The organism is Paenibacillus sp. FSL H7-0940 (genome assembly GCF_037979415.1).
Classification (GTDB): Bacteria; Bacillota; Bacilli; order Paenibacillales; family Paenibacillaceae; genus Paenibacillus; species Paenibacillus amylolyticus.
Genome location: NZ_CP150280.1, coordinates 6,813,825 through 6,834,024 on the forward strand (window position 1 = coordinate 6,813,825; position 20,200 = coordinate 6,834,024).

The window sequence follows — 20,200 nt, forward strand, 5'->3', positions numbered from 1 at the left end:
CTCTTAGTTTTTGTAATCTTCAATATAACCAAGCAAGTCAGCGATATATTGGCCCACAATCGGCATATTCACGAATTGGCTGAGAATGAATGCCAGCAAACCGAGAACAACAAAGGTACCCACAGTCAGACCGAGACCTCGTGCCATGCCCGCTGTAAAATTGGTAATAATCCGCTTTTTGGGACTGCTGTAATTCTCAATAATATCCTTGATCTGTGCTCTCTCCAGACTGTCCGCAATCTGGTCCAGACGGGTGTTCAATCGCTTTACCTCATGACGCAATTCAAAAGGATGCTCGCTTGTATCATACTGCTGTGCAGGTGTTCCTCCCGTAATTGGAGTATTACCGTTGATTGTAACTTTACTCATATTATTTGTCCTCCTCAACTCTCATTGGATAAAAAATAGCCAGCTGGAGTGCAGCTGGCTATTAGTCACTCGATCTGTATCGCCTTACAGGCTAGTCGAGTTAAGTTCTTTACGTGCATCTTCCTTCGCTTCAACGGAAGCGGCAGCCACTTCATCAGATGCACGGGATGCTTCGTTAGCCACATCAGCGGACGCTTTTCTCACAGAGTCCATTACATCATTGCGGCCTTGATTTACCGTTTTTGCAATGTCGGAAGTTTTGGAAGAGACCGTTTTAGCCAGTTCAGAGGCTTTGTCACCTACAACAGTTGCCACTTCTTTGGTGCGGTCAGTAACGATGCCCACTTTCTCGGAAAGGTCACCACGCAATTCACGTCCCGGTTTAGGCGCAAAGAGTAGTGCTGCTGCAGCTCCCAGCAAACCCCCGATGAAAATACCTTTTGCGAAAGTCGAACCCGTCTGTACAGGATATTGCTCTTCTGCTTTATTCATGTCTAATCACTCCTTCTTCAATTTAAGAAACAAATACGAAACAACGAACACCTTGTTGCCCGAATCAGGCAGCCTGTCTTAGCAGTCTGGACACAAGCCCCAGCAAGAAAACAAAGAGCGCTGTACCAATGATGGCAGGGATAATGGCAAAGTTACCGATAACTGGTCCCCAGTTACCAAGCAAAAGTGCTCCCAGCCAGGCTCCGGCAAATCCGGCAATCATTGCACCGATTATGCCTCCAGGCATGTTGTGACCGGCAAGTGCATCTCCGATCAAACCGATGATGACAGCCATCACAATGCTGATAATGATGCCCCACATAACAACCGCCTCCTTTAAACTTGATGTAGGATGTTGTCTGTTCGCGTTTGCTTACTTCGTATATAAACCCCGTGCAACCCTGTGAAACAATAAAGATGAGGATGAATGAACTGGAAATTAGAGGAATTCATTCTTTAGCGGCTTTGTGTAATGCCTTTAACCATGCAGAAGATCCATGCCAAACCAGCGGCAAATCCAGTAAATACATCCGTAGGATAATGAACGCCCAACATGATCCGGCTGAGGCCAATCAAGAAAATAAAACTGATACCACATAGAACAGGAAGCCACACACCGGAAGTGTTATGTCGCTGCCGTTCAATGGCCCAGATTACAAAGAGCATGCCGTAGAAGCCCATGGAGATCATGGCATGTCCGCTGGGAAAGCTGTACCCGTGAACGACCAGCAGATGATCCAGTTCAGGTCTGCTTCGTCTGAAAAATTCCTTCAATAACGTGTTCAGAATCCACATCATGGCAAAACTTCCCGTGAGCGCATATCCATATACAACAAACCTTGGACTGCGTTGAATGAAGAAAAGAAGAGCAAACCCTCCTGCAGCCACAGCAGAGATTTTGAATGAACCCAGTGCGGTTATGAATGCAGTGTAAGGGAATAGATGAAGACGAGAATCTGAATTCAGATAAAATAATTGCTGAATTTGATCATCCAGACGAATAATAACATCAGCACCCAACCAGGCACCCAGACCTGCCAGGATAAATACGACCGATGCGCTGAGGGCCAGACCAGCCAAACCCCAGTTAAGGAGTGGACGTAATATCGTACCGGAATTTGAACTGAATGAGGCTGGTGAATACGTTTTGCGCGGCATAATGAGTTTCTCCTTCAGTTATTGTAGTAGATGAACATAGATGATAAAGCTATACCCGAAACGCCTGTCGAAAAAACTGTAAAAACGTCGCTTTTGTACTATACTATTTAAGATATCCCATGCGGCGTCGTGACGCAAAGCAGAGATGAAATCGGGAGCACAAAGGAGAGAACTCGCATGGAGAGTGCCTTGTTAATTAAAGAATACCGTGCAGGCGTTATGGAATGCGCCCATTACGGACACATAAGTATTACGGATGAGTATGGCCGAATCGTATACTCGGCTGGTGACCCTCATTTTAGAGCGTTCACTCGCTCATCTGCCAAACCTTTTCAAGCCATTCCAGGTATTCGGGCAGGAATTGCCAGTCACTATGGCCTATCAGCACAGGAGATCGCCATTATGTCCTCTTCGCATCGTTCGGAACCGGAACACATTCGGGTGCTGGAGCAGTTATCTGGTAAGATCGGATTGGGAGAAGAATGCCTGATCTGTGCACCAAGTTATCCGCTCAATGAAGAAAGCCGTAATCAATGGTTACGTGCACAAGGAGAGAAACGGCGTATCTTGCACAACTGCTCCGGAAAACATCTGGGAATTCTGGGTTACAGTCAGATGAAGCAGGTTGATCTGGGCAGTTACGCTGAACCGGATCATCCAGTACAACGAGAAATTCTTGAAACCTTTGCCGACCTGGCAGGTATTGAAGAAAAAGAGATTAAGCTTGGGACGGATGGCTGCGGCTTTCCGGTATTTTCTTTGCCGTTGTCGGCATTGTCGAACGCCTATCTGAAGCTCGCTTGTCCGGATCTTATCGCTGACCCTTCCACAAGAACAGCTGTAGAGACCATAACATCAGCTATGAATGAACATCCGTTGATGGTTGGTGGCACGGAGCGTGTAGATTCAGTGTTGCTGGAAGACAATAACATTGTAGCGAAGGGTGGATTCAAGGGGGTATTCGGATTTGGTCTGAAAAAAGAAAGACTGGGAATCACCTTCAAGGTGCTTGATGGTTCCGAGGAAGAGTGGGCTTTCATTACCCAATCCATCCTGAGACAGATTGGTTATTCCAATGAGAGAACCATTGCACGATTGGCTGAAGTGTTCCCTTCGGACATCCGAAATGATGCGGGTACCCTTGTAGGTCATGCAGATAGTGAGTTCATTCTTCACTCACTTGAAGATAGCGTATAACCTTAAGAAGGGGCGTGATTAGAGTTGCCGGACCCCGGGTAAAGATGACATACCAACTGGTATTCATCTATACAATTCATATACACGCATGGACTGCCGCGGTAATGTGGCAGCTCTAAACCCTTGGAGGTGGATGAACATGATTAAAGTGGTGACATCGGAAGAAAGGCACACGTCGGATCGAGGTTGGATACACAGTGAATTCAGCTTTTCCTTTGCGGATTATGATGATCCAAGCAACGCCCATTTTGGCTGTCTGTTGGCTCATAATGAAAACACACTGATGCCGCAAGAAGGCTTTAAGAAACATCCACATCATGATCTTGAACTTGTCAGCTATGTCATATCGGGTACACTCAAACATACGGATAGTATGGGAACAGAACAATTGCTTGAGCCGGGTACGGTCCAGGTGATGAGTGCGGGTACGGGAGTGGAACACTCCGAGACCAATCCGGCAGCGGATGAACCAGTACGTTTCCTCCAGATGTGGTTTTTGCCATCGGAGCGTATGCTGAAACCTTCCTATACGAATCGGAGAATAGAGCCGCAGGAGCATTTGAATCGTCTATGTCCGATTGTATCCGGGCAAGGGGGCGAGGGAAGTGAAGGCGCATTGCCTATTTCCCAGGATGTAACCTGTTACCTCTCTCATTTGGAGTCCGGAAAGAAGTTGATGTACCCGCAACACGAAGATCGACGGACACATCTTTTCCTGATCAGTGGACATGTAGAGATTCATTGTTCGGATGGCAACTTCAACCTCAAGCCGGGTGATGCCGCACGAATTCGCAAAAGCTGTGATCTGCAAATCACGAGCACAGACAGTGAACCTGCCGAATTTGTTTTGGTTGACCTGCCTTAAGGATATAAACATGTGAAAAAAGGACCTGTTCCCACGGTGATGTGGAAAACAGGTCCTTTTTTGGCTTAAGATTTACGAAGATTACCCAGTTCCGAAGCGACAGCTTCCACTTCAGAGATACTGAGATGTTCCTTGCTCAAAATCATTTCATACAGGTCAAACAGATCTTCATATTTCTCAAGTGGGAATGAAGAAGCTTGCATGGCGGCACCGCTTGCCATACGAAGTTTGGTTTTGATCGCTTCAATCATATATTCCATATTGGCTGCTGTTGCTTGTGTTAAATCCATCGTTAAGTTCATCCCTTCCGTATCGGAAACTCTTGTTATTGTATCATGATTGGAAGCGCTCAGGCTAATGCTTTTGCGAGGAAACCAAGCATCGGTTACAATGATGGATACAACAACAGGATTTAACGGAAACCTGAGTGTACTGGAGGGAATACAGCTTGGCAGCGTATAAGCGAGAAATGGTTCGCCATCAAGGAAGGGAAGTCCGCAAAGGCGTGCCTGCAGAGAATCTGGTCTTATTTTTCAAAAACATCATTCAACTTCATTCTCCAGCTGAAATCACGTTTGTCTGCATCGGTACTGATCGTTCCACCGGGGATGCTCTGGGTCCACTGACAGGAAGTTTACTGCAAGAGAGCGGAATGAAGAACGTGATTGGCACGCTGTCTTCCCCATGTGATGCAGATACGCTGGAAAAGAAATTGGCACTTATTCCTGCACACCATGCCATCATAGCAATTGATGCATGTCTAGGTCCAAAGCAGGCGGTAGGTACATACTATCTCTCGAATAACCCACTCATTCCGGCCCAATCGGTCGGAGGCAAGCTACCCCCTGTTGGACAATACAGTGTAGCAGCTGTGGTTAATGCGAATGGACCAAGGCCCTATTCCATTTTGCAGATGACCTCGCTTCACTTGGTCATGGGGATGTCCCGAACGATTGCAGACGCCGCAATTGAAGCATGGAAATGGAGACAAACGTTTCATTCATGATATGTAGGCTTAATAATATACAACCTGAATTATTTAATTCGCGCAGAGAGAGGGATTCATATGGAAAAAGTGATGTGTGATGGAACGACGATTTGTTATGCCGAACAAGGTAAGGGAGAAGCACTCATTTTGCTCCACGGATACTGTGGCAGTTCATCGTATTGGGATGAGGTCGTACCTGAACTGGCACGCAGCTATCGCTGTATCGTACCTGATCTGCGTGGACACGGAAAAACAGATGCACCTGTAGGAAGTTATACCATCGAACAGATGGGCAACGATGTATTACAGTTGATGGATGAGCTGAACGTGGAAAAAGCGGTCCTTCTGGGACACTCGATGGGGGGATACATTGCGCTCTCGATTGCGCAACGTCACCCGGAGCGTTTGAATGCATTTGGTCTGATTCATTCGACGGCCTATCCGGACAGTGAAGAAGCCAAGGAAAAACGCCTTCGTGCTGTATCCACCATTCAAACTGAAGGTATCGTGAATTTTGTAGATGGACTGGTTCCCGGACTGTTTGCACCGGAACATGTGGAATCGCTATCTAAGCATGTAACACGTGTGAAGGAAATTGGTTACCAGACTGCTCCTCAAGGTGCTGTTGGTGCTGCACTTGCTATGCGAGAACGCCCGGATCGCCGCGATGTGTTATCGGCTACACCTTTACCTGTATTGCTGGTAGCAGGAGAGAAGGATGCTGTTATCCCGCCAGAACGTACATTCACAAGTGACAAGCCACATATCGTGCAAGCCGTGATTGCGGGTGCAGGTCATATGAGCATGTATGAAGCTCCTGAAGAGTTAATTCAGGTCATTAAACAATTTATGGCTGGATTATCGAAGTAATTGATGAAGTGATTTATGTTGATATCATTAGGGCGTGTCTGAAAACTCCGAAGGAAGTAGATTTTACTGAATTTTCGTTCCAAGCAAGGAAGTTTTCCGCAGGCGTGCCGGGGCACGTCAAGGGGAAGTGACGCAGCATGGGGCGAAAAGGCGGTAAAAGATGCACTTCAGCGAGTTTTGAGACACGTCCTAGAATATAGTTTGGTTTCTGGATGATTCAACCTCTTGTGGAGGAGGAGTAACCAGTTCCATTTCAACCGAGCCCCTGCCACGTCCCTTTGGGATAGGCAGGGGTTTAGTGTGTTCATGGCCAGAGCAAAGACACGTGTGTCTTGTTTTTGGCTTTTTGTCATGGCATGAATTAAAATAAATATAAAGGAACGATATGAGAACGATTGAATGTATAGGGTCGAATGATGAGGGGGCATACAGCATGTTCAGAAAAGATTATCTGCTCCGCATGATGGAGGAAATGACTGAAGCAATAGGCAAAGTGTTCACGCTCAAACAGCAGCGTAAGCACACCGAGGCATTGTCTGAACTGGATGAGTTGATGCGCAGGCAGTTTGGGTTGAACTTATCTCTACTGAACTCATTGCCAGCAGAGGATGTTATTGAAATGTTCCGTTTTCGCGGAATGATTGAGGTAGACAATCTGCAGCAAGCCGCGAGGCTGATTGAAGAAGAGGCTTACATCTATCAAGAGAAGGCCAAAGTGGAAGGCATAGATGATCAGGAGAGAATGGACGCAGAGGATGAGGCTGTCATTCGATTGATGAGATCACTTCATTTTTACCTGTATGCATTGAATCATGGCGCTAATCCCAAGTTGTTGGACGCACCGGAACGGGTGGAGGGTGTGTTGGGGCTTACGAAAGAATATGAACTCCCTGCTCGAACCGAAAGACAGCTTGCCCTTTATCGTGAACAACAAGGGCGTTATGACCAGGCAGAGAACAGTTGGTACAGGCTGCTACAGCTTGGTGCTGAATTCCCGGTGAGCTACCGAGATGATGTACAGGCGTTCTATGAAAGGTTGAGCCCACTCACGGATGAACAACTGGAGCAGGGCGGTCTGCCACGGAACGAAGTTGAAGAGGGACTAGCTGAACTAAGTCGTCAAGAGATGAACTCATAAAATATGGATTGGATCAAGGCCTGTTACATGCCTTTACTTGGAGAGGGAACGGAATTGTGGTATGGTAACGGTTGACCAAACCAAATCGAAAGTGAGATGTACCCCGTGGATTCATTGCGAAAGCTTATACAAGACATCTTTGAACAGAATTCGCTGATTACAGCGACCTGGAGCCAGCTGCGCAGACGGGACAATGTCTCGTATACCAAAGTGCAAGTCAAGCCGGTGACACTGAAGAATCAGCTGCATTACCAATTTGCATTTCATTATAACAACAAAGTGCTGCACGAGAATTTGACTCCGGCTGAAGCGGCTGAGCGCATGACTTTGTTATGCGAAGAGACGTTTCGTCAAGGGCTGCTCTGTACGACCGAGGCAGACTATCAAATTTTGATCAGCAAAAAATATAAAGTATCCATTCTGACCAAATCTGCTTCCAAAACTGCGGTGGATCTGTCGCATAATCGCAAGAAGCAATATGTATTAGAAGAAGGCGTACCTGTATCGTTCCTCGTTGAACTTGGTATTATGAACGAAGAAGGTCGTGTGCTGGCCCGCAAGTATGACAAGTTCAGACAGATCAACCGTTTCCTCGAAATGGTGCAGGATGTCATTCCACATCTGCCGGAAGGACGTCCACTGACCATCGTTGATTTTGGTTGCGGCAAGTCTTATCTGACATTTGCGTTATATCATTATTTGTCTGTACAACAACGTCGTTCACTCAAGATTATTGGGCTGGACTTAAAGGCAGATGTAATTGAACACTGTAATGACCTGGCTAATCGATTGCATTATGGCGATCTGAAGTTTCTGGTTGGAGACATCGCGGACTACGATGAATTGAATGAAGTGGATATGGTTGTCACACTGCATGCCTGTGATACAGCTACCGATGCTGCTTTGGAGAAGGCAGTTCGTTGGGGGGCTTCTGTTATTCTGTCTGTTCCTTGCTGTCAGCATGAACTGTTTGATCAAGTAGAGGCTTCCGTGATGAATCCGTTGTTGTCCCACGGTATTCTCAAGGAACGTTTTTCCGCTCTGGCTACGGATGGGATTCGTGCCAAGTTGCTTGATCTGATGGGTTACAAGACACAATTGCTTGAATTCATCGATATGGAGAATACGCCTAAAAACATATTGATTCGTGCTGTTCGCGGTCAGGCCGGCGAAGTGACGGAGATGTGGAATGAATATACGGCTTTCCGTGATTTCATTCATGCCGATCCATATTTGGAGCGGGCTTGTGCCGATTTGCTTCCTGGCGATGGCAAGCAGGCCGACGGGAAATCAAATTCGAGCAAAGAAACCGTTCAAGATTCCGCAAATTGCGACCTTTGCTGAGTGTGCCAATGACAATTCAGGGGCATACTGCAACTAGGGTACCTGAATGTAAAATGATATTCAATGCACATACTCGTAGCAATCAACATCATAACTGTCAGATGTATATCAGACAGAAGGACCCGTTATCGGGATCTTCTGTCTTTTTGTTATGCATATGGAGCGGTGGAAGGAAGGAGGGTGTATAAGGATGAAGAATAGGACAATGCATAAGGGAGTTGTAAAGTATAGACGAGGGTATGCGGCGAATGAGGAAATGATGGAACAGGCGTTTGAACGGTCTCACCACGCAAATGGTACAGAATCTGTAGATAACAAGGACTTATGTAATGGGGACAATAAGGGCAGTAAAGACAGTACATATAATAGGGAAGATACATATAACAAAGATGATACGTATAAAAAAGAGGATGAAAATAATTCAAATGGAGCTATTCAGACCGATGCGTCAGGGAGTTTTTCTTGGACCTTGAGGAGTGAACGTATTTTAGGTTCGGGATGTACTGTTGGGTTAGGCATACTCTCTATTGTCTTGCTGCTTGCAGGATGTCTGAGTCGGGGACTGTACTATTCAGCGGATATGTACCCTGTCCTATTGATCGCAGCAGGAAGCATATTGATTATGTTTTTGCTTTTCCTTGTAGGTATTCGACTAGAGAAAGAGCAAGAGCAGGAGCAAGGAAGAAAACAAGTACCTCTGTCACCGGTACATTGGCTAGGGAACAATGAACGAATGGTTTGGCGAATGATTCGAATCCCGGGAATATTGCGGGTGTTGTGGCCGCTGGGGATGATGACATGTTTTGGGGTACATGCGTGGGCAGGTTCGGTGAGTAAACAGGGCAGCATGGATGAGATGCTGCGATGGAGCCTGCTTGCGATGTTTACTCTGCTCACTGCAATACTGGCTGCGCGCACGAATGGTGCGCGTTGGTTAGCCTGCGGTTGGCAGATGGCAGGCGGCTTGCTTGTGCTAAGCGGCATCTTTGCCGTGTGCGGGATATTGCCGCTGCCCTTCGGGGTGATGCGGACTGCTGACCCCGAGATCAGCTCCGCCGGAGCAAGGCTCGGCGGATTATTGCAGTACCCGAATGCGTACGGTGCCGTTGTTGGCATGTACGCATTGGAGCGGCTGACAGCCGCCGCGCGAGTCATAGCCCGGCCTGTGCCGGCCGGGCGACTCATCGCGGCAGTGCTGCCGCTCATGCCTGCGCAAGCCGCGCTTCTGCTGAGCGAGTCGCGCGGCGCTTGGCTGGCGACCGGCTGCGCCGCGGTCGCCGCCTTTGCTTTGCAGCGGCGCGGTGCCCGCCTGCCGCTGCTACTGCCCATGGCCGCGCCACTGGCGTGCGCGGCCTGGCTGTACCGCCAGGCTGGCTGCTGCCCAGGCGGCGCCTGCACCCGTGCCCGGCCTGCTGGCACTGGCCGGGGCATGGGCAGGCTGCGCTGCTCGGCACGCTGCTGCTGTGCCGCCTATGGCACAGCGGCGCCGCCAAGGCTCCGCGCGCCGCTGCCCTGACGGCCATTGTGCTGGCAGGAGCCGCCGCTGCCCTGATGGCCGTGGCCTCCACCGCCGATCGCCTCGCGGCGGGTGTCGGCACTGGGGTGTCCCGCCTGCAGATGTGGCGGGACGCCCTCCAGCTGTGGACCGAGGAAGCATGGCTCGGCCACGGTGGGGATACATGGCGCAACATATTCCGCGCCATTCAATCCTCGCCTTATGTCGGAGGCGAGGTCCACAACGGCCTGCTCGATCTCGCCCTGGACACGGGCATAATCGGCATCGTGCTTGTCGCAGGGTGGTTTCTCCTCACCCTGCGAAGCATCTTTCATTTTGCACCGCAGCTCATGCCTTCCGTGCTTATTTTTGGCCTGCATGGGGCGATGGACTTTGACTGGAGCTTTACACTATTTTGGATGCTTTTCATCTGGCTTGGTGCTTGGGCAACTGCATTGAAGACGGAAACAGAGGGAGTCCAGCGATCCGGCGTAACTGTGAAATATACTCCTGTCAGATCCAAATCGGGATCTAAATTGAGATCTAAATCCAGATCTCTTTTCTTGCGATATTTATCAACCCAATCCCACCCATCAGCTGTCCCGATGCGTTCCTTCTTTCATATTTTTCAGCGAGTAACTGCTCGGCTAATAAGGGTATCCACAGTGATGATCATCCTTTTCTGGATTGGGGGAACAGTCTGGCTGACCTCTCGATATGCCGTAGCAGAAGTGCAGTACCGTCAGGCGATGTCTGAACCGGATGGCACTCCAGCACAGAAGGTGCATCTTATGGCTGCCCTTCAGTCTAATCCGAATCGACCGGATATCGTGATATCTCTTGCGCGAACGCTCCCGGGACGAGAAGCAGAATCACTCCTTTTGAACAGCTTGTCCCATTCCCCGATGCACCCTCAGATTTACATCGAACTGGGGCGATTGGCAGCCCAATTCGACGAAGGACAGCAGGCTGAAGAATATTTTGAACAAGCGATCGCATTGAATCGGTATGATGGCATTGGCCAATCCGCGGCTTTGTATTGGATGGAGCAGGTAGCGAGGCGGGAATGGAAGGCAGGATATAGAGATCAAGCCCGACAGACTGCCGCCGCTGGTGTCCAGATGTATGAACGGTATCAACTGCTGGCTGAGGAAGTGGAAGCAGGAAACGTTCGCAATGATCGTCGTTTTGTACTGGAAGAACATGCTCTAGGCTATGGAGAGAACCTGCGCAGGCTTGCTTCGGCTTCTTCTCCTCCGTTTACTCCAGAGTTGACCAAGCGGAGACCTTGAATCACTGCTGGATCTTGACGTTTACCCAAGCTATATGATGATCGATGTCAGCGTTTAAAAAGTCTGGGAGTCCAAGCTGGCTGCTCCTGGCTGATGGGTATGGGATTTTCTAAGGAACACAGGACGTTTTATTTGGCCTTTAGCTCCTCTTTTCAAATTGTAAGGAACATCAGACACGTTATTTCCGGAAATTCCCTAACAAAACCCTATAAAAGGCCAAAAATTCCGATATAACGTGTCTCAGATTCCTTAGATTTCTAAGAGTGCTTCAAATCCTTGAATAAGACGCCTCAGATTCGTTACCGCTCATGGGCATGAGTATGAGTATGAGTATGAGTTATGAGTTATGAGCATGAGCATGAAAATATACTCTCAGCTTATGTTCATACTCCCCATGGTGGTCGGCTTCATGCTCTGCTCGATCCGCAAGCCAGAGGACGCCCTGCATTCCACCTGGAGCGAAGCTTTACATCATAAATGAGCAATTCCCATTTATGTTGTCTCAATCGCTTGCTCGTACGTGAAGGGGCATTAACATCACACGTTAAGGACACAGTGCCCGTGCCCTCACCCGTTCCTAACATGTTCAGATTCGCTTAAGATTCGCTTCAGCTTTGCTGCGTCTTTCAGTAGGTTTGAAGACACAGCTATCTGCCTCATTCCTCCATAATCTACAGACGATAACCGCCAAATGCGTGCTGAAACGCATCTTTTAATGGTTCAACGTCTACTTCCCACATCGCGGCAATCTCTGCACTGACATCCTTGTTCCACCACTCACATAATTTCTTGCGGTTGTCGCGATTCTCCCCAATCCAGAGCAGATTTGTGATCACTTTACCGTAATAATATTCTTCCGCCTGTTTCATCTGTTCGGGAGAGACATATACTTTTAGCCTTTTGGCTGTCCGGTACAATTCCTTGCTGCATGCTCTGCGAATTCCTCTGGCGGAAGGAAGGTTTTGACCGGATTGCGTATGTTTGACCGGCGGAGAACCGGGTATTGACTTGTGTGACATCTTCTCACGCTCCTCTCCCCATACCATATGCGGACTGCTGCGAACGGGACACTATCCCAACCTCGTGAAGTAGCAACGTCCACAGCCCTGTGATAAAATAGGGACGAACATCCATGGTGCGGAGGGGCACCGCCAATCAGGATGGAGAAAGAGGGTTGAGATGGACTTTATTCATAACCTTGTTGGCCAATTGTTCGATTGGATTCAAAGTCTTGGGTACTTTGGAATCATGCTTGGATTAATGTTGGAAGTTATCCCAAGCGAAATTGTGCTGGCGTATGGAGGTTTTCTCGTTTCACAAGGTAATATCAACTTCTTCGGTGCTATGATTTTTGGTACGGTGGGCGGTGTGATTGCCCAGTTATTTATTTACTGGATTGGCCGTTATGGCGGCAGACCTGTGCTTGAACGCTACGGTAAATACATACTCATCCAGAAAAAACACATCGACCATTCCGAGGAGTGGTTCCGCAAGTATGGTACAGGTGTCATTTTCACGGCTCGTTTTGTTCCGGTGGTAAGACATGCAATCTCCATCCCGGCTGGCATCACGAAAATGCACACAGGCAAATTCATCTTGCTTACTACACTCGCTGTTATACCTTGGACTGCATTGTTTATATATTTAGGGATGATTCTTGGAGATCAATGGAAGCATATTGATGAGAAAGCGGCACCATATGTTATGCCTATTTTGCTTGTCGCTCTCGCCCTTATGATCGTTTATGTACTTATTAAATGGATGAATGTTCGTAAAAAGAAAGGAAGTGTCTAGTCATGGGTAAACCCAACTTGTCTCACAAATTCGGTAAAGGTCTTCCACCGAAAGATTTTATCGAGAGTATGACCAAGAACCAAAGTGAATTCCAGGCCAACTATGATAGCTTTACTTGGTCGAACGAAGAGGATCGTGAGTTCTTTGAGAGCCTGAACCATCGCGATGATCTGCGTGTGTTAATTCTGGCTGCTGACTGGTGCGGGGATGTTGTCCGTAATATTCCGGTTGTGTTTCAGGCGCTTGAAATCTCAGGAATCCCAACTGAAGTTCTAATCATGGAGAACCATCCTGAAGTGATGGATGAGTTCCTGACGATGGGTGGCCGCTCCGTGCCAGTCGTTATTTTTGCAGATACAGGTGGTCATGTGTTAGGTCAGTGGGGACCTCGTCCGCAGCATGTACAGGAAGTCATGATTGAATTCAAACGCCTTAATCCGGATCGTGAAGCAGCAGATTATCAAGAAAATTTGGCTGTAGCGCGTCAAGAGATTGGTAAACGTTATGGGGAAGGAACGGAGTCACATGCGGCCATTATCCGTGAGCTGCGTGAACTGATTTCGGGTTACTAAGCCGATATGCTTAACATTCGTACGTTTACACTAGGCCCGCTTCAGACCAACGCGTATCTTCTACAAGGACATGATCCGGGCAAAGCCGTCATTATCGATCCAGGCATGAATCCAGGGCCGCTGCTTAAGGCGATCCAAGACTTGGAGATCGAAGCCATTCTCCTCACTCATGCTCACTTTGATCATATGGGTGGGGTAGATGAGATCCGTAAATTGAAGGGATGTCCCGTTTATCTTCATGACTTGGAGAGTGACTGGCTCACCACCCCGAAATTAAATGGATCTTTGAATTGGCCACAGGCGACACCACCGCTTTCGACAGATCCTGCTGAATATGCCATGGACGAAGGGCAGGAGCTGAATCTGATTGGTCATACGTTTAAAGTGTTCCATACACCTGGACATTCACCAGGCAGTGTAAGTTTGCTTTGTGATAACGACCTGTTTGCCGGTGATGTGCTGTTCCGCATGGGTGTGGGCAGAACGGACCTGACAGGAGGGCGTGAACGGGATCTGATTGATTCAATCCAGAACAAGCTTTACACCTTTGCTGATGAAGTGAAAGTATATCCAGGTCATGGTCCCAAAACGACCATTGGTTATGAGAAACAGAACAATCCTTACGTGTCCGCAAGATAATCCGACATGATATGTGAAGAAAGTCTGGACAAGTGACAACTTTTTCATTAGAATAGCAATTAGTTGTTACAAGCGTTAAGGCATCATCTAACTGAAGCATTACCAAGAAACACCCAACCTCGCGAAGCACGCAGACTGTGGTCTATACCCGGTTTGCGTTCTTTTTTTGTTTTCAGCCCCTTTTTATCACAGAATTAGCCTTTTTTACGCTACATAGAGATGCAAGATGCGCTTCATCACAAGCCAGTTTGAGACCAATAGCAAGTACAGATTGATTTAGAAATGATGAGTTTAAGAAAAATAGTATATAAGTTGAACTAATCATTTACACAATAACGGAGAGGACAGAAAAAAACTGAAAAAGCGAAGCGTTCGCCTTTATCCCCGGATTTTCCCTTTAAGAAAAGGGAATCAAAAAATCTGGGGATAACAGCGATTGGAAGGTTATTCTGTCATCGTAGTGTCAGTGTAAATAATCTTTAGTTCAAATTATATAGATCATGAGAGTGGGGAATATCAAAGTGGAGAAAACAAGAGTTATTCCGTTGAATCAGCGTGTCGAGTATCCGATCATTGAAGAAAACCGTCGCATATTGGAAAGTGGGAAAAGAGAAACAGGTACTGAGCGAGCTTTAATACATAACCCTAGCGTGACCAATGAAGTGGTGAAGTCTCAGCAGAATATATGGACAAGCCGTGTTTTAAGAAACGGAGCCCGCAACCAACCGTGGTTCGACAAGCTGCAAGATTACCGGAATCAAGTCTGATTGCCCGGGAAATTGTCGGGTTTAATTTTTTTTTGATTTCATTGAACGTTTTTGCAGAGCCTGTCGTATTAACTCCAGATTGAACGGGAAGCAGGTGATTTCATGATAAAGGCAGCTGAGCTGGAAGAGGTACGCAGAGCAGTATCGGGAGACGATAGCGCACTCGCAGCGTTGTTACAACGTCACTACACGTTTGTGTATAAGTATCTTGTCAAAGTGACGATGGACGCTAACCTCGCAGAAGAGACGGTGCAGGATACGATGATTCGTTGTATGGAAAATATCCATCGATATGATGGCACGTCTGCCTTTTCATCATGGATGATCACCATTGCGACCCGCATCTATATCGATAAGACAAGACGTAAGAAGAGAGAACAGAACTGGCTTGCTCTCATTCGGGATCAGGCTGTACGTCGATTCCGCTGGCAGCTTGAGATTCGGAATGAAGAATGGACAGATGTCATGGATGCGATGACAAGACTGACACCCGAACATCGTGTTGCAGTGTTACTGAAGCATTATTATGGATACGGGTATGACGAGATCGGGGAAATGCTGGATATTCCTGCGGGAACGGTGAAGTCACGCACAGCTTATGGTCTCCGTCAGTTAAGAAAGGAGCTGGAATAAGGATGAGCAGATCAGACGATGCACAAGAACAAGAAGTTGTGGAACGATTGCAGCAACACATGAAAGTGCTGGATGATGCATTTGATCCGACAAGTATTCCTTCTTTGGGTGCACTTGAAGCCCAAGTCAGGGAACGGAGACAGATTAGACGTCGAGCCAATTGGATTGAGATGATATGTTTCTGGTTGGTTGGATTGCTTGCCATTACCTTCGGGGCATTATTTTTCGTATCTGCTCCAGCTCTATATCTGGGAATCCAGGCGCTTGGTACAGCTGTTGCGGTGATTTTGGTTGTGATCTGGGCCGGACGGCACCGGAAGGAGGTCCATCATGAATAAAATACATTATTCATTGGATGAGATTTCTCCACTGTGGCTTACATTGCTTGGCATTTTTCTTCTGGTTCAGGGCACATGGATCTTTCAGGACGCACGCAGACGTGGACGTTTCCCTTGGTTATGGGGATTATGGGGCATCACCGGATTTCCTACGCCGCTTATAATATATTGGTTTGTCGTGATTCGATCACAGCGCAAGCCAGGTGTACGTAATCGGAAATAACATCCTTTTAAAAATGGAAAAAAAGATTTTGCACAAATATGTTGTTTAATTCTAGTATTCCTAGACATCGTTATTCTTTTCTAGTAGACTATACAAATAAATATTAATGATAGACTACCAGGAGGTTAGACGATGCTGCGATTAGGAGAGAAGGTTGTCATCGTCGCGGATGCGTTTGAGCAGAATCTTCCTGTGGGGGAATATGGTTTCATCATCGCTTATGACCGGAATCCGGACAATGCGTTCGATTACGTGCTCCGAGTGCCGCAGGTGAACCGGAACTTTTTTGTTCCATCCGGCGACGTCGATCTGGAAGAGGTTCTGCTGAAGCAGGAAGCTGAGCGGGTCGAGCGAGAAGCGTTGATAGATTACGCCCTTGCGACACACAATGAGAAGCTGTTTCATCATCTGATGAACGGAGATTTTCAAGCTGTGGAAGAGGAAGAGGAAACCGCGAACGATGTTATGTCACAGGCGGATTTTATAAAGCAGGTTAATCTGCGTGCATGGATTTAGAATTTTAAGAGTCGGCTGATGCCGGCTCTTTTTTATTTTATAAGTTTGATTTTAGCTTCCCGGAAGCCTGTCAGGTCATTTGCATTGAATTGTCGAACTATCTCACCTATAATGAAAAAAGTTATCTTGAGACTTTAGCCCGTTAAACGAGCGATTCGTTTCAGGTCGTTTCGGGAATCAGAACGAATGAAGGAGGCATCCGCTAATGAGTATTTCGAATAATGACGTTCAGCATGTGGCCAAGCTGGCCCGGCTCAACTTGACTGCTGAAGAAGAACAGACCCTGACAGGTCAGCTGAACGCGATTTTAAAATATGCAGAAAAGCTGAATGAGCTGGATACAGAAGACATCGAGCCCACCACTCACGTTCTGCACGTAAGCAATGTTATGCGTGAAGATGAGACCAAAGAAAGCCTGTCGATTGAACAGGTGATGCGCAATGCACCGGAAGAAGAAGACGGGCAGTTTAAAGTGCCTGCAGTAATGGAATAACGGATAACCGGAAGGAGGACAAAAACTGTGAGTTTATTTGAACAATCGTTGCCTGAGTTACATAACAAGCTGCATGCCAAAGAGCTGTCGGTCAGCGATTTGGTGGATCAGGCGTATCAGAACATTGGCGCGCATGATGATAAAGTTAAGGCATATTTGGCACTGGATGAAGAAAAAGCACGCGCTCGTGCACGTCAACTGGATGACCGTCTGGTTAGCGGCGAGGAGAAAGGTTTGCTTTTTGGTCTGCCTGTAGGTATTAAGGATAACATCGTTACGAACGGACTGCGCACGACGTGTGGTAGCCAATTCCTTCGTAATTTCGACCCGGTGTATGACGCGACAGTTGTCGAGAAATTGAAAGATGCGGACACCGTAACTATTGGTAAACTCAACATGGACGAATTCGCCATGGGCGGCTCCAATGAGAATTCAAGTTTCTCCCCTGTACGTAATCCATGGGCACTTGATCGTGTTCCAGGAGGTTCCAGCGGTGGTTCGGCAGCAGCTGTGGCTGCGGGAGAAGCATACTTCACGCTTGGATCAGATACAGGTGGCTCCATCAGACAGCCTGCTTCGTATTGTGGTGTTGTTGGATTGAAGCCGACGTACGGACTTGTTTCCCGCTTTGGATTGGTTGCATTTGCATCATCCCTGGATCAGATTGGTCCTTTGACGAAAAATGTTGAAGATTCTGCTTATGTATTGCAGGCCATTGCTGGTTATGACGCCAAAGATTCGACATCTGCAAAAGTAGAGATCCCGGATTATTTGAGTGGACTGACAGGTGATGTTAAAGGGCTTCGCATTGCCGTTCCGAAAGAATACATCGGTGAAGGCGTAGATCCACAAGTGAAAGAGACAGTTTTGTCTGCATTGAAAGTTCTTGAAGGGCTCGGGGCAACATGGGAAGAAGTATCCCTTCCGCATACCGAATATGCGGTGGCTACGTATTACCTGCTGGCATCTTCAGAGGCTTCTTCCAACTTGGCTCGATTTGATGGTGTACGTTATGGCGTGCGTGCTGACAATCCGGATAACTTGCTGGATCTGTACCATCAGTCCCGCAGTCAAGGCTTTGGTCCGGAAGTGAAACGACGTATCATGCTCGGAACGTATGCACTCAGCTCGGGTTACTATGATGCCTATTATCTGAAAGCACAGAAGGTACGTACATTGATCAAACAGGATTTCGACAATGTATTTGCCAAATATGATGTGATTATCGGACCAACTGCGCCAACTACGGCGTTCAAACTGGGTTCACAGGTGGATGATCCACTTACGATGTATCTGAACGATATTTTGACTATTCCGGTTAACCTTGCTGGTGTACCTGCTGTTAGCATTCCATGTGGATTCTCGGATGGATTGCCTGTTGGCCTGCAGATTATCGGTAAAGCCTTTGATGAAACAACCGTATTGCGTGTAGCGCATGCGTTTGAACAAAATACAGAATTCCACAAGCAGCGTCCGCAGCTGTAGACTGCCCGGAACGGAGGAATATAGAAATGTCCGCATCTAAATATGAAACGGTCGTTGGACTTGAAGTCCACGTGGAGTTGCATACCAACTCCAAAATTTTCTGTGGCTGCTCCACAGCTTTTGGAGCTCCGCCGAATACGCATACCTGCCCGGTCTGTCTCGGACATCCGGGCGTACTGCCTGTACTGAATCGTCAGGCGGTAGACTATGCCATGAAGGCAGCGATGGCCCTGAATTGTACGATTGCTGATGTCAGCAAGTTTGACCGTAAAAACTACTTTTACCCCGATTCACCCAAAGCCTATCAGATCTCGCAATTTGATCAACCGATCGGTGAGAATGGCTGGATTGATATCGAAGTGAATGGTGAAACGAAACGAATCGGCATTACACGTCTTCACTTGGAAGAAGATGCAGGGAAGCTTACACATATCGATGGCGGATACGCGTCTTTGGTGGACTTTAACCGTGTCGGTACTCCACTTGTGGAGATTGTATCCGAACCTGAGATTTCTTCTCCGGAAGAGGCACGTGCGTATCTTGAAAAAATGCGTGCAATCATGCAGTACTGTGATGTGTCGGACGTGAAGATGGAAGAAGGATCACTGCGTTGTGACGCCAACATCAGTTTGCGTCCACATGGACAGGAGAAGCTGGGAACAAGAGCCGAGCTGAAGAACATGAACTCCTTCCGTGGTGTTCAGCGTGGTCTGGAATATGAACAATACCGTCAGGCTGAGATTCTGGATGATGGCGGTGAAGTGGTTCAGGAGACGCGTCGCTGGGACGAAGCTCAAGGGAAAACACTGTCGATGCGTGGTAAGGAACAGGCGCATGACTATCGTTATTTCCCGGACCCGGATCTGGTGAATTTGCATATTGACGAAGCCTGGAAAGAGCGGATCAGAGCTACCATACCTGAGCTTCCAGACGAGCGCAAGGCGCGTTACACGGCTGATTATGGATTGCCTAGTTATGATGCAGAGGTTATTACCTCCTCCAAAGCTGTGGCAGATCTTTTTGAAGATAGTCTGAAATACACTCAGGATGCGAAGTCCGTATCCAACTGGATCATGGGCGACTTGCTGGGTTACCTGAATACGAGCAACCTTGAAGTGACTCAAGTTCCACTGACAGGTCAAGGTTTGGGTGAAATGATCGGACTGCTGGAGAAGGGCACCATTAACAGCAAAATCGCCAAAACGGTATTCAAGGAAATGCTGGAGAGCGGCAAGCTTCCACAGCAGATCGTTGAAGAGAAGGGTCTTGTGCAGATTAGTGATGAAGGCGCCATTCTTGCCATCGTTGAGCAGGTTGTAGCGAATAATCCTCAATCCGTGGAAGACTATAAAGCTGGTAAACAAAAAGCCATTGGCTTCCTTGTTGGTCAGGTTATGAAAGAAAGTAAAGGCAAGGCGAATCCCGCTCTAGCCAACCAACTGCTTGCAGATGTACTGAACCGCTAATCCTTCCGGTGAGGCCGGACAGAAAGAGGCTCGTCCCTGTGACAGCCTCTTTTTGGTATTGATAGA

At 47.6% G+C, this 20,200-nt stretch carries 25 protein-coding genes; 19 read left to right on the forward strand and 6 right to left on the reverse strand.

Annotated features, from left to right (window positions below; translation table 11 throughout):
- Positions 1–3: 3 nt before the first annotated feature.
- The 4 genes from MHB71_RS29845 to MHB71_RS29860 all read right to left on the reverse strand — a co-directional run bounded on the left by MHB71_RS29845 (position 4) and on the right by MHB71_RS29860 (position 2,019).
- Positions 4–369: a DUF5665 domain-containing protein gene (locus tag MHB71_RS29845; protein WP_017692276.1), complete on the reverse strand. Its 366-nt coding sequence runs from the start codon at positions 367–369 to the stop codon at positions 4–6.
- An 84-nt stretch (positions 370–453) separates the two neighbouring features.
- On the reverse strand, positions 454–861 hold the full coding sequence (locus tag MHB71_RS29850; protein WP_036606997.1) for a YtxH domain-containing protein: 408 nt from the start codon (positions 859–861) through the stop codon (positions 454–456).
- Between the two features lie 64 nt (positions 862–925).
- Positions 926–1,183: a GlsB/YeaQ/YmgE family stress response membrane protein gene (locus MHB71_RS29855; RefSeq protein ID WP_017692278.1), complete on the reverse strand. Its 258-nt coding sequence runs from the start codon at positions 1,181–1,183 to the stop codon at positions 926–928.
- Between the two features lie 134 nt (positions 1,184–1,317).
- Positions 1,318–2,019: a phosphatase PAP2 family protein gene (locus MHB71_RS29860; RefSeq protein WP_340028365.1), complete on the reverse strand. Its 702-nt coding sequence runs from the start codon at positions 2,017–2,019 to the stop codon at positions 1,318–1,320.
- A 177-nt stretch (positions 2,020–2,196) separates the two neighbouring features.
- Between MHB71_RS29860 and MHB71_RS29865 the strand changes: the two genes are divergently transcribed.
- Positions 2,197–3,216 carry an asparaginase gene (locus MHB71_RS29865; protein ID WP_340028366.1) on the forward strand — a complete coding sequence of 340 codons (1,020 nt, stop codon included), beginning with the start codon at positions 2,197–2,199 and terminating at the stop codon, positions 3,214–3,216.
- Between the two features lie 139 nt (positions 3,217–3,355).
- A complete protein-coding gene (locus MHB71_RS29870; protein ID WP_340028367.1) occupies positions 3,356–4,081 on the forward strand; it encodes a pirin family protein in 726 nt (241 codons plus the stop codon).
- Between the two features lie 65 nt (positions 4,082–4,146).
- Here the strand turns inward: MHB71_RS29870 and MHB71_RS29875 are convergent, their stop codons facing one another.
- Positions 4,147–4,371, reverse strand: a complete 225-nt coding sequence (locus MHB71_RS29875; RefSeq protein WP_017692283.1) for a DUF1128 domain-containing protein — start codon at positions 4,369–4,371, stop codon at positions 4,147–4,149.
- 158 nt (positions 4,372–4,529) lie between these two features.
- Between MHB71_RS29875 and yyaC the strand changes: the two genes are divergently transcribed.
- From yyaC to MHB71_RS29905, 6 genes are all read left to right on the forward strand, one after another.
- On the forward strand, positions 4,530–5,087 hold the full coding sequence (yyaC, locus tag MHB71_RS29880) for a spore protease YyaC (protein WP_340028368.1): 558 nt from the start codon (positions 4,530–4,532) through the stop codon (positions 5,085–5,087).
- A 60-nt stretch (positions 5,088–5,147) separates the two neighbouring features.
- Positions 5,148–5,939, forward strand: a complete 792-nt coding sequence (locus tag MHB71_RS29885) for an alpha/beta hydrolase (protein ID WP_036607004.1) — start codon at positions 5,148–5,150, stop codon at positions 5,937–5,939.
- Positions 5,940–6,372: 433 nt separating this feature from the next.
- Positions 6,373–7,077: a DUF6483 family protein gene (locus tag MHB71_RS29890; protein WP_074096439.1), complete on the forward strand. Its 705-nt coding sequence runs from the start codon at positions 6,373–6,375 to the stop codon at positions 7,075–7,077.
- A gap of 96 nt (positions 7,078–7,173) precedes the next feature.
- Positions 7,174–8,421, forward strand: coding sequence for an SAM-dependent methyltransferase (locus MHB71_RS29895; protein ID WP_047841566.1), 1,248 nt, complete (start codon positions 7,174–7,176; stop codon positions 8,419–8,421).
- A gap of 190 nt (positions 8,422–8,611) precedes the next feature.
- Positions 8,612–9,937 (forward strand): hypothetical protein, encoded by a 1,326-nt coding sequence (locus tag MHB71_RS29900; RefSeq protein WP_340028369.1) that lies wholly within the window; start codon positions 8,612–8,614, stop codon positions 9,935–9,937.
- Positions 9,883–11,208 (forward strand): O-antigen ligase family protein, encoded by a 1,326-nt coding sequence (locus MHB71_RS29905; RefSeq protein ID WP_340030242.1) that lies wholly within the window; start codon positions 9,883–9,885, stop codon positions 11,206–11,208. The genes MHB71_RS29900 and MHB71_RS29905 overlap by 55 nt, the downstream gene beginning before the upstream one ends.
- 671 nt (positions 11,209–11,879) lie before the next feature.
- Here the strand turns inward: MHB71_RS29905 and MHB71_RS29910 are convergent.
- Complete coding sequence (locus MHB71_RS29910; RefSeq protein WP_340028370.1) at positions 11,880–12,227, reverse strand: dehydrogenase; 348 nt, start codon at positions 12,225–12,227, stop codon at positions 11,880–11,882.
- A 160-nt stretch (positions 12,228–12,387) separates the two neighbouring features.
- Here MHB71_RS29910 and MHB71_RS29915 point away from each other — a divergent pair, with 160 nt between their 5' ends.
- From MHB71_RS29915 to gatB, 11 genes are all read left to right on the forward strand, one after another.
- Positions 12,388–13,002, forward strand: a complete 615-nt coding sequence (locus MHB71_RS29915; protein WP_036607012.1) for a DedA family protein — start codon at positions 12,388–12,390, stop codon at positions 13,000–13,002.
- 2 nt (positions 13,003–13,004) lie between these two features.
- The gene (locus tag MHB71_RS29920; protein WP_017692292.1) at positions 13,005–13,574 is read left to right on the forward strand and encodes a thioredoxin family protein; all 570 of its coding nucleotides are present in this window, start codon (positions 13,005–13,007) and stop codon (positions 13,572–13,574) included.
- A 6-nt stretch (positions 13,575–13,580) separates the two neighbouring features.
- Entirely contained in the window at positions 13,581–14,213 is a 633-nt protein-coding gene (locus MHB71_RS29925) for an MBL fold metallo-hydrolase (protein WP_340028371.1), read from the forward strand.
- A gap of 521 nt (positions 14,214–14,734) precedes the next feature.
- Positions 14,735–14,980 (forward strand): hypothetical protein, encoded by a 246-nt coding sequence (locus MHB71_RS29930; RefSeq protein WP_036668001.1) that lies wholly within the window; start codon positions 14,735–14,737, stop codon positions 14,978–14,980.
- A gap of 102 nt (positions 14,981–15,082) precedes the next feature.
- Positions 15,083–15,613, forward strand: a complete 531-nt coding sequence (gene sigY, locus MHB71_RS29935) for an RNA polymerase sigma factor SigY (protein WP_340028372.1) — start codon at positions 15,083–15,085, stop codon at positions 15,611–15,613.
- A 2-nt stretch (positions 15,614–15,615) separates the two neighbouring features.
- Positions 15,616–15,951 carry a YxlC family protein gene (locus MHB71_RS29940; protein ID WP_340028373.1) on the forward strand — a complete coding sequence of 112 codons (336 nt, stop codon included), beginning with the start codon at positions 15,616–15,618 and terminating at the stop codon, positions 15,949–15,951.
- A complete protein-coding gene (locus tag MHB71_RS29945; RefSeq protein ID WP_340028374.1) occupies positions 15,944–16,174 on the forward strand; it encodes a sigmaY antisigma factor component in 231 nt (76 codons plus the stop codon). The genes MHB71_RS29940 and MHB71_RS29945 overlap by 8 nt, the downstream gene beginning before the upstream one ends.
- A 132-nt stretch (positions 16,175–16,306) precedes the next feature.
- Complete coding sequence (locus MHB71_RS29950; protein ID WP_024631336.1) at positions 16,307–16,690, forward strand: hypothetical protein; 384 nt, start codon at positions 16,307–16,309, stop codon at positions 16,688–16,690.
- A 205-nt stretch (positions 16,691–16,895) separates the two neighbouring features.
- Positions 16,896–17,183 carry an Asp-tRNA(Asn)/Glu-tRNA(Gln) amidotransferase subunit GatC gene (gene gatC, locus MHB71_RS29955; protein ID WP_036607033.1) on the forward strand — a complete coding sequence of 96 codons (288 nt, stop codon included), beginning with the start codon at positions 16,896–16,898 and terminating at the stop codon, positions 17,181–17,183.
- A 27-nt stretch (positions 17,184–17,210) separates the two neighbouring features.
- The gene (gatA, locus tag MHB71_RS29960; protein WP_340028375.1) at positions 17,211–18,668 is read left to right on the forward strand and encodes an Asp-tRNA(Asn)/Glu-tRNA(Gln) amidotransferase subunit GatA; all 1,458 of its coding nucleotides are present in this window, start codon (positions 17,211–17,213) and stop codon (positions 18,666–18,668) included.
- Between the two features lie 26 nt (positions 18,669–18,694).
- Positions 18,695–20,134, forward strand: coding sequence for an Asp-tRNA(Asn)/Glu-tRNA(Gln) amidotransferase subunit GatB (gene gatB / locus MHB71_RS29965; protein ID WP_036667996.1), 1,440 nt, complete (start codon positions 18,695–18,697; stop codon positions 20,132–20,134).
- The last annotated feature ends 66 nt before the right edge of the window (positions 20,135–20,200 follow it).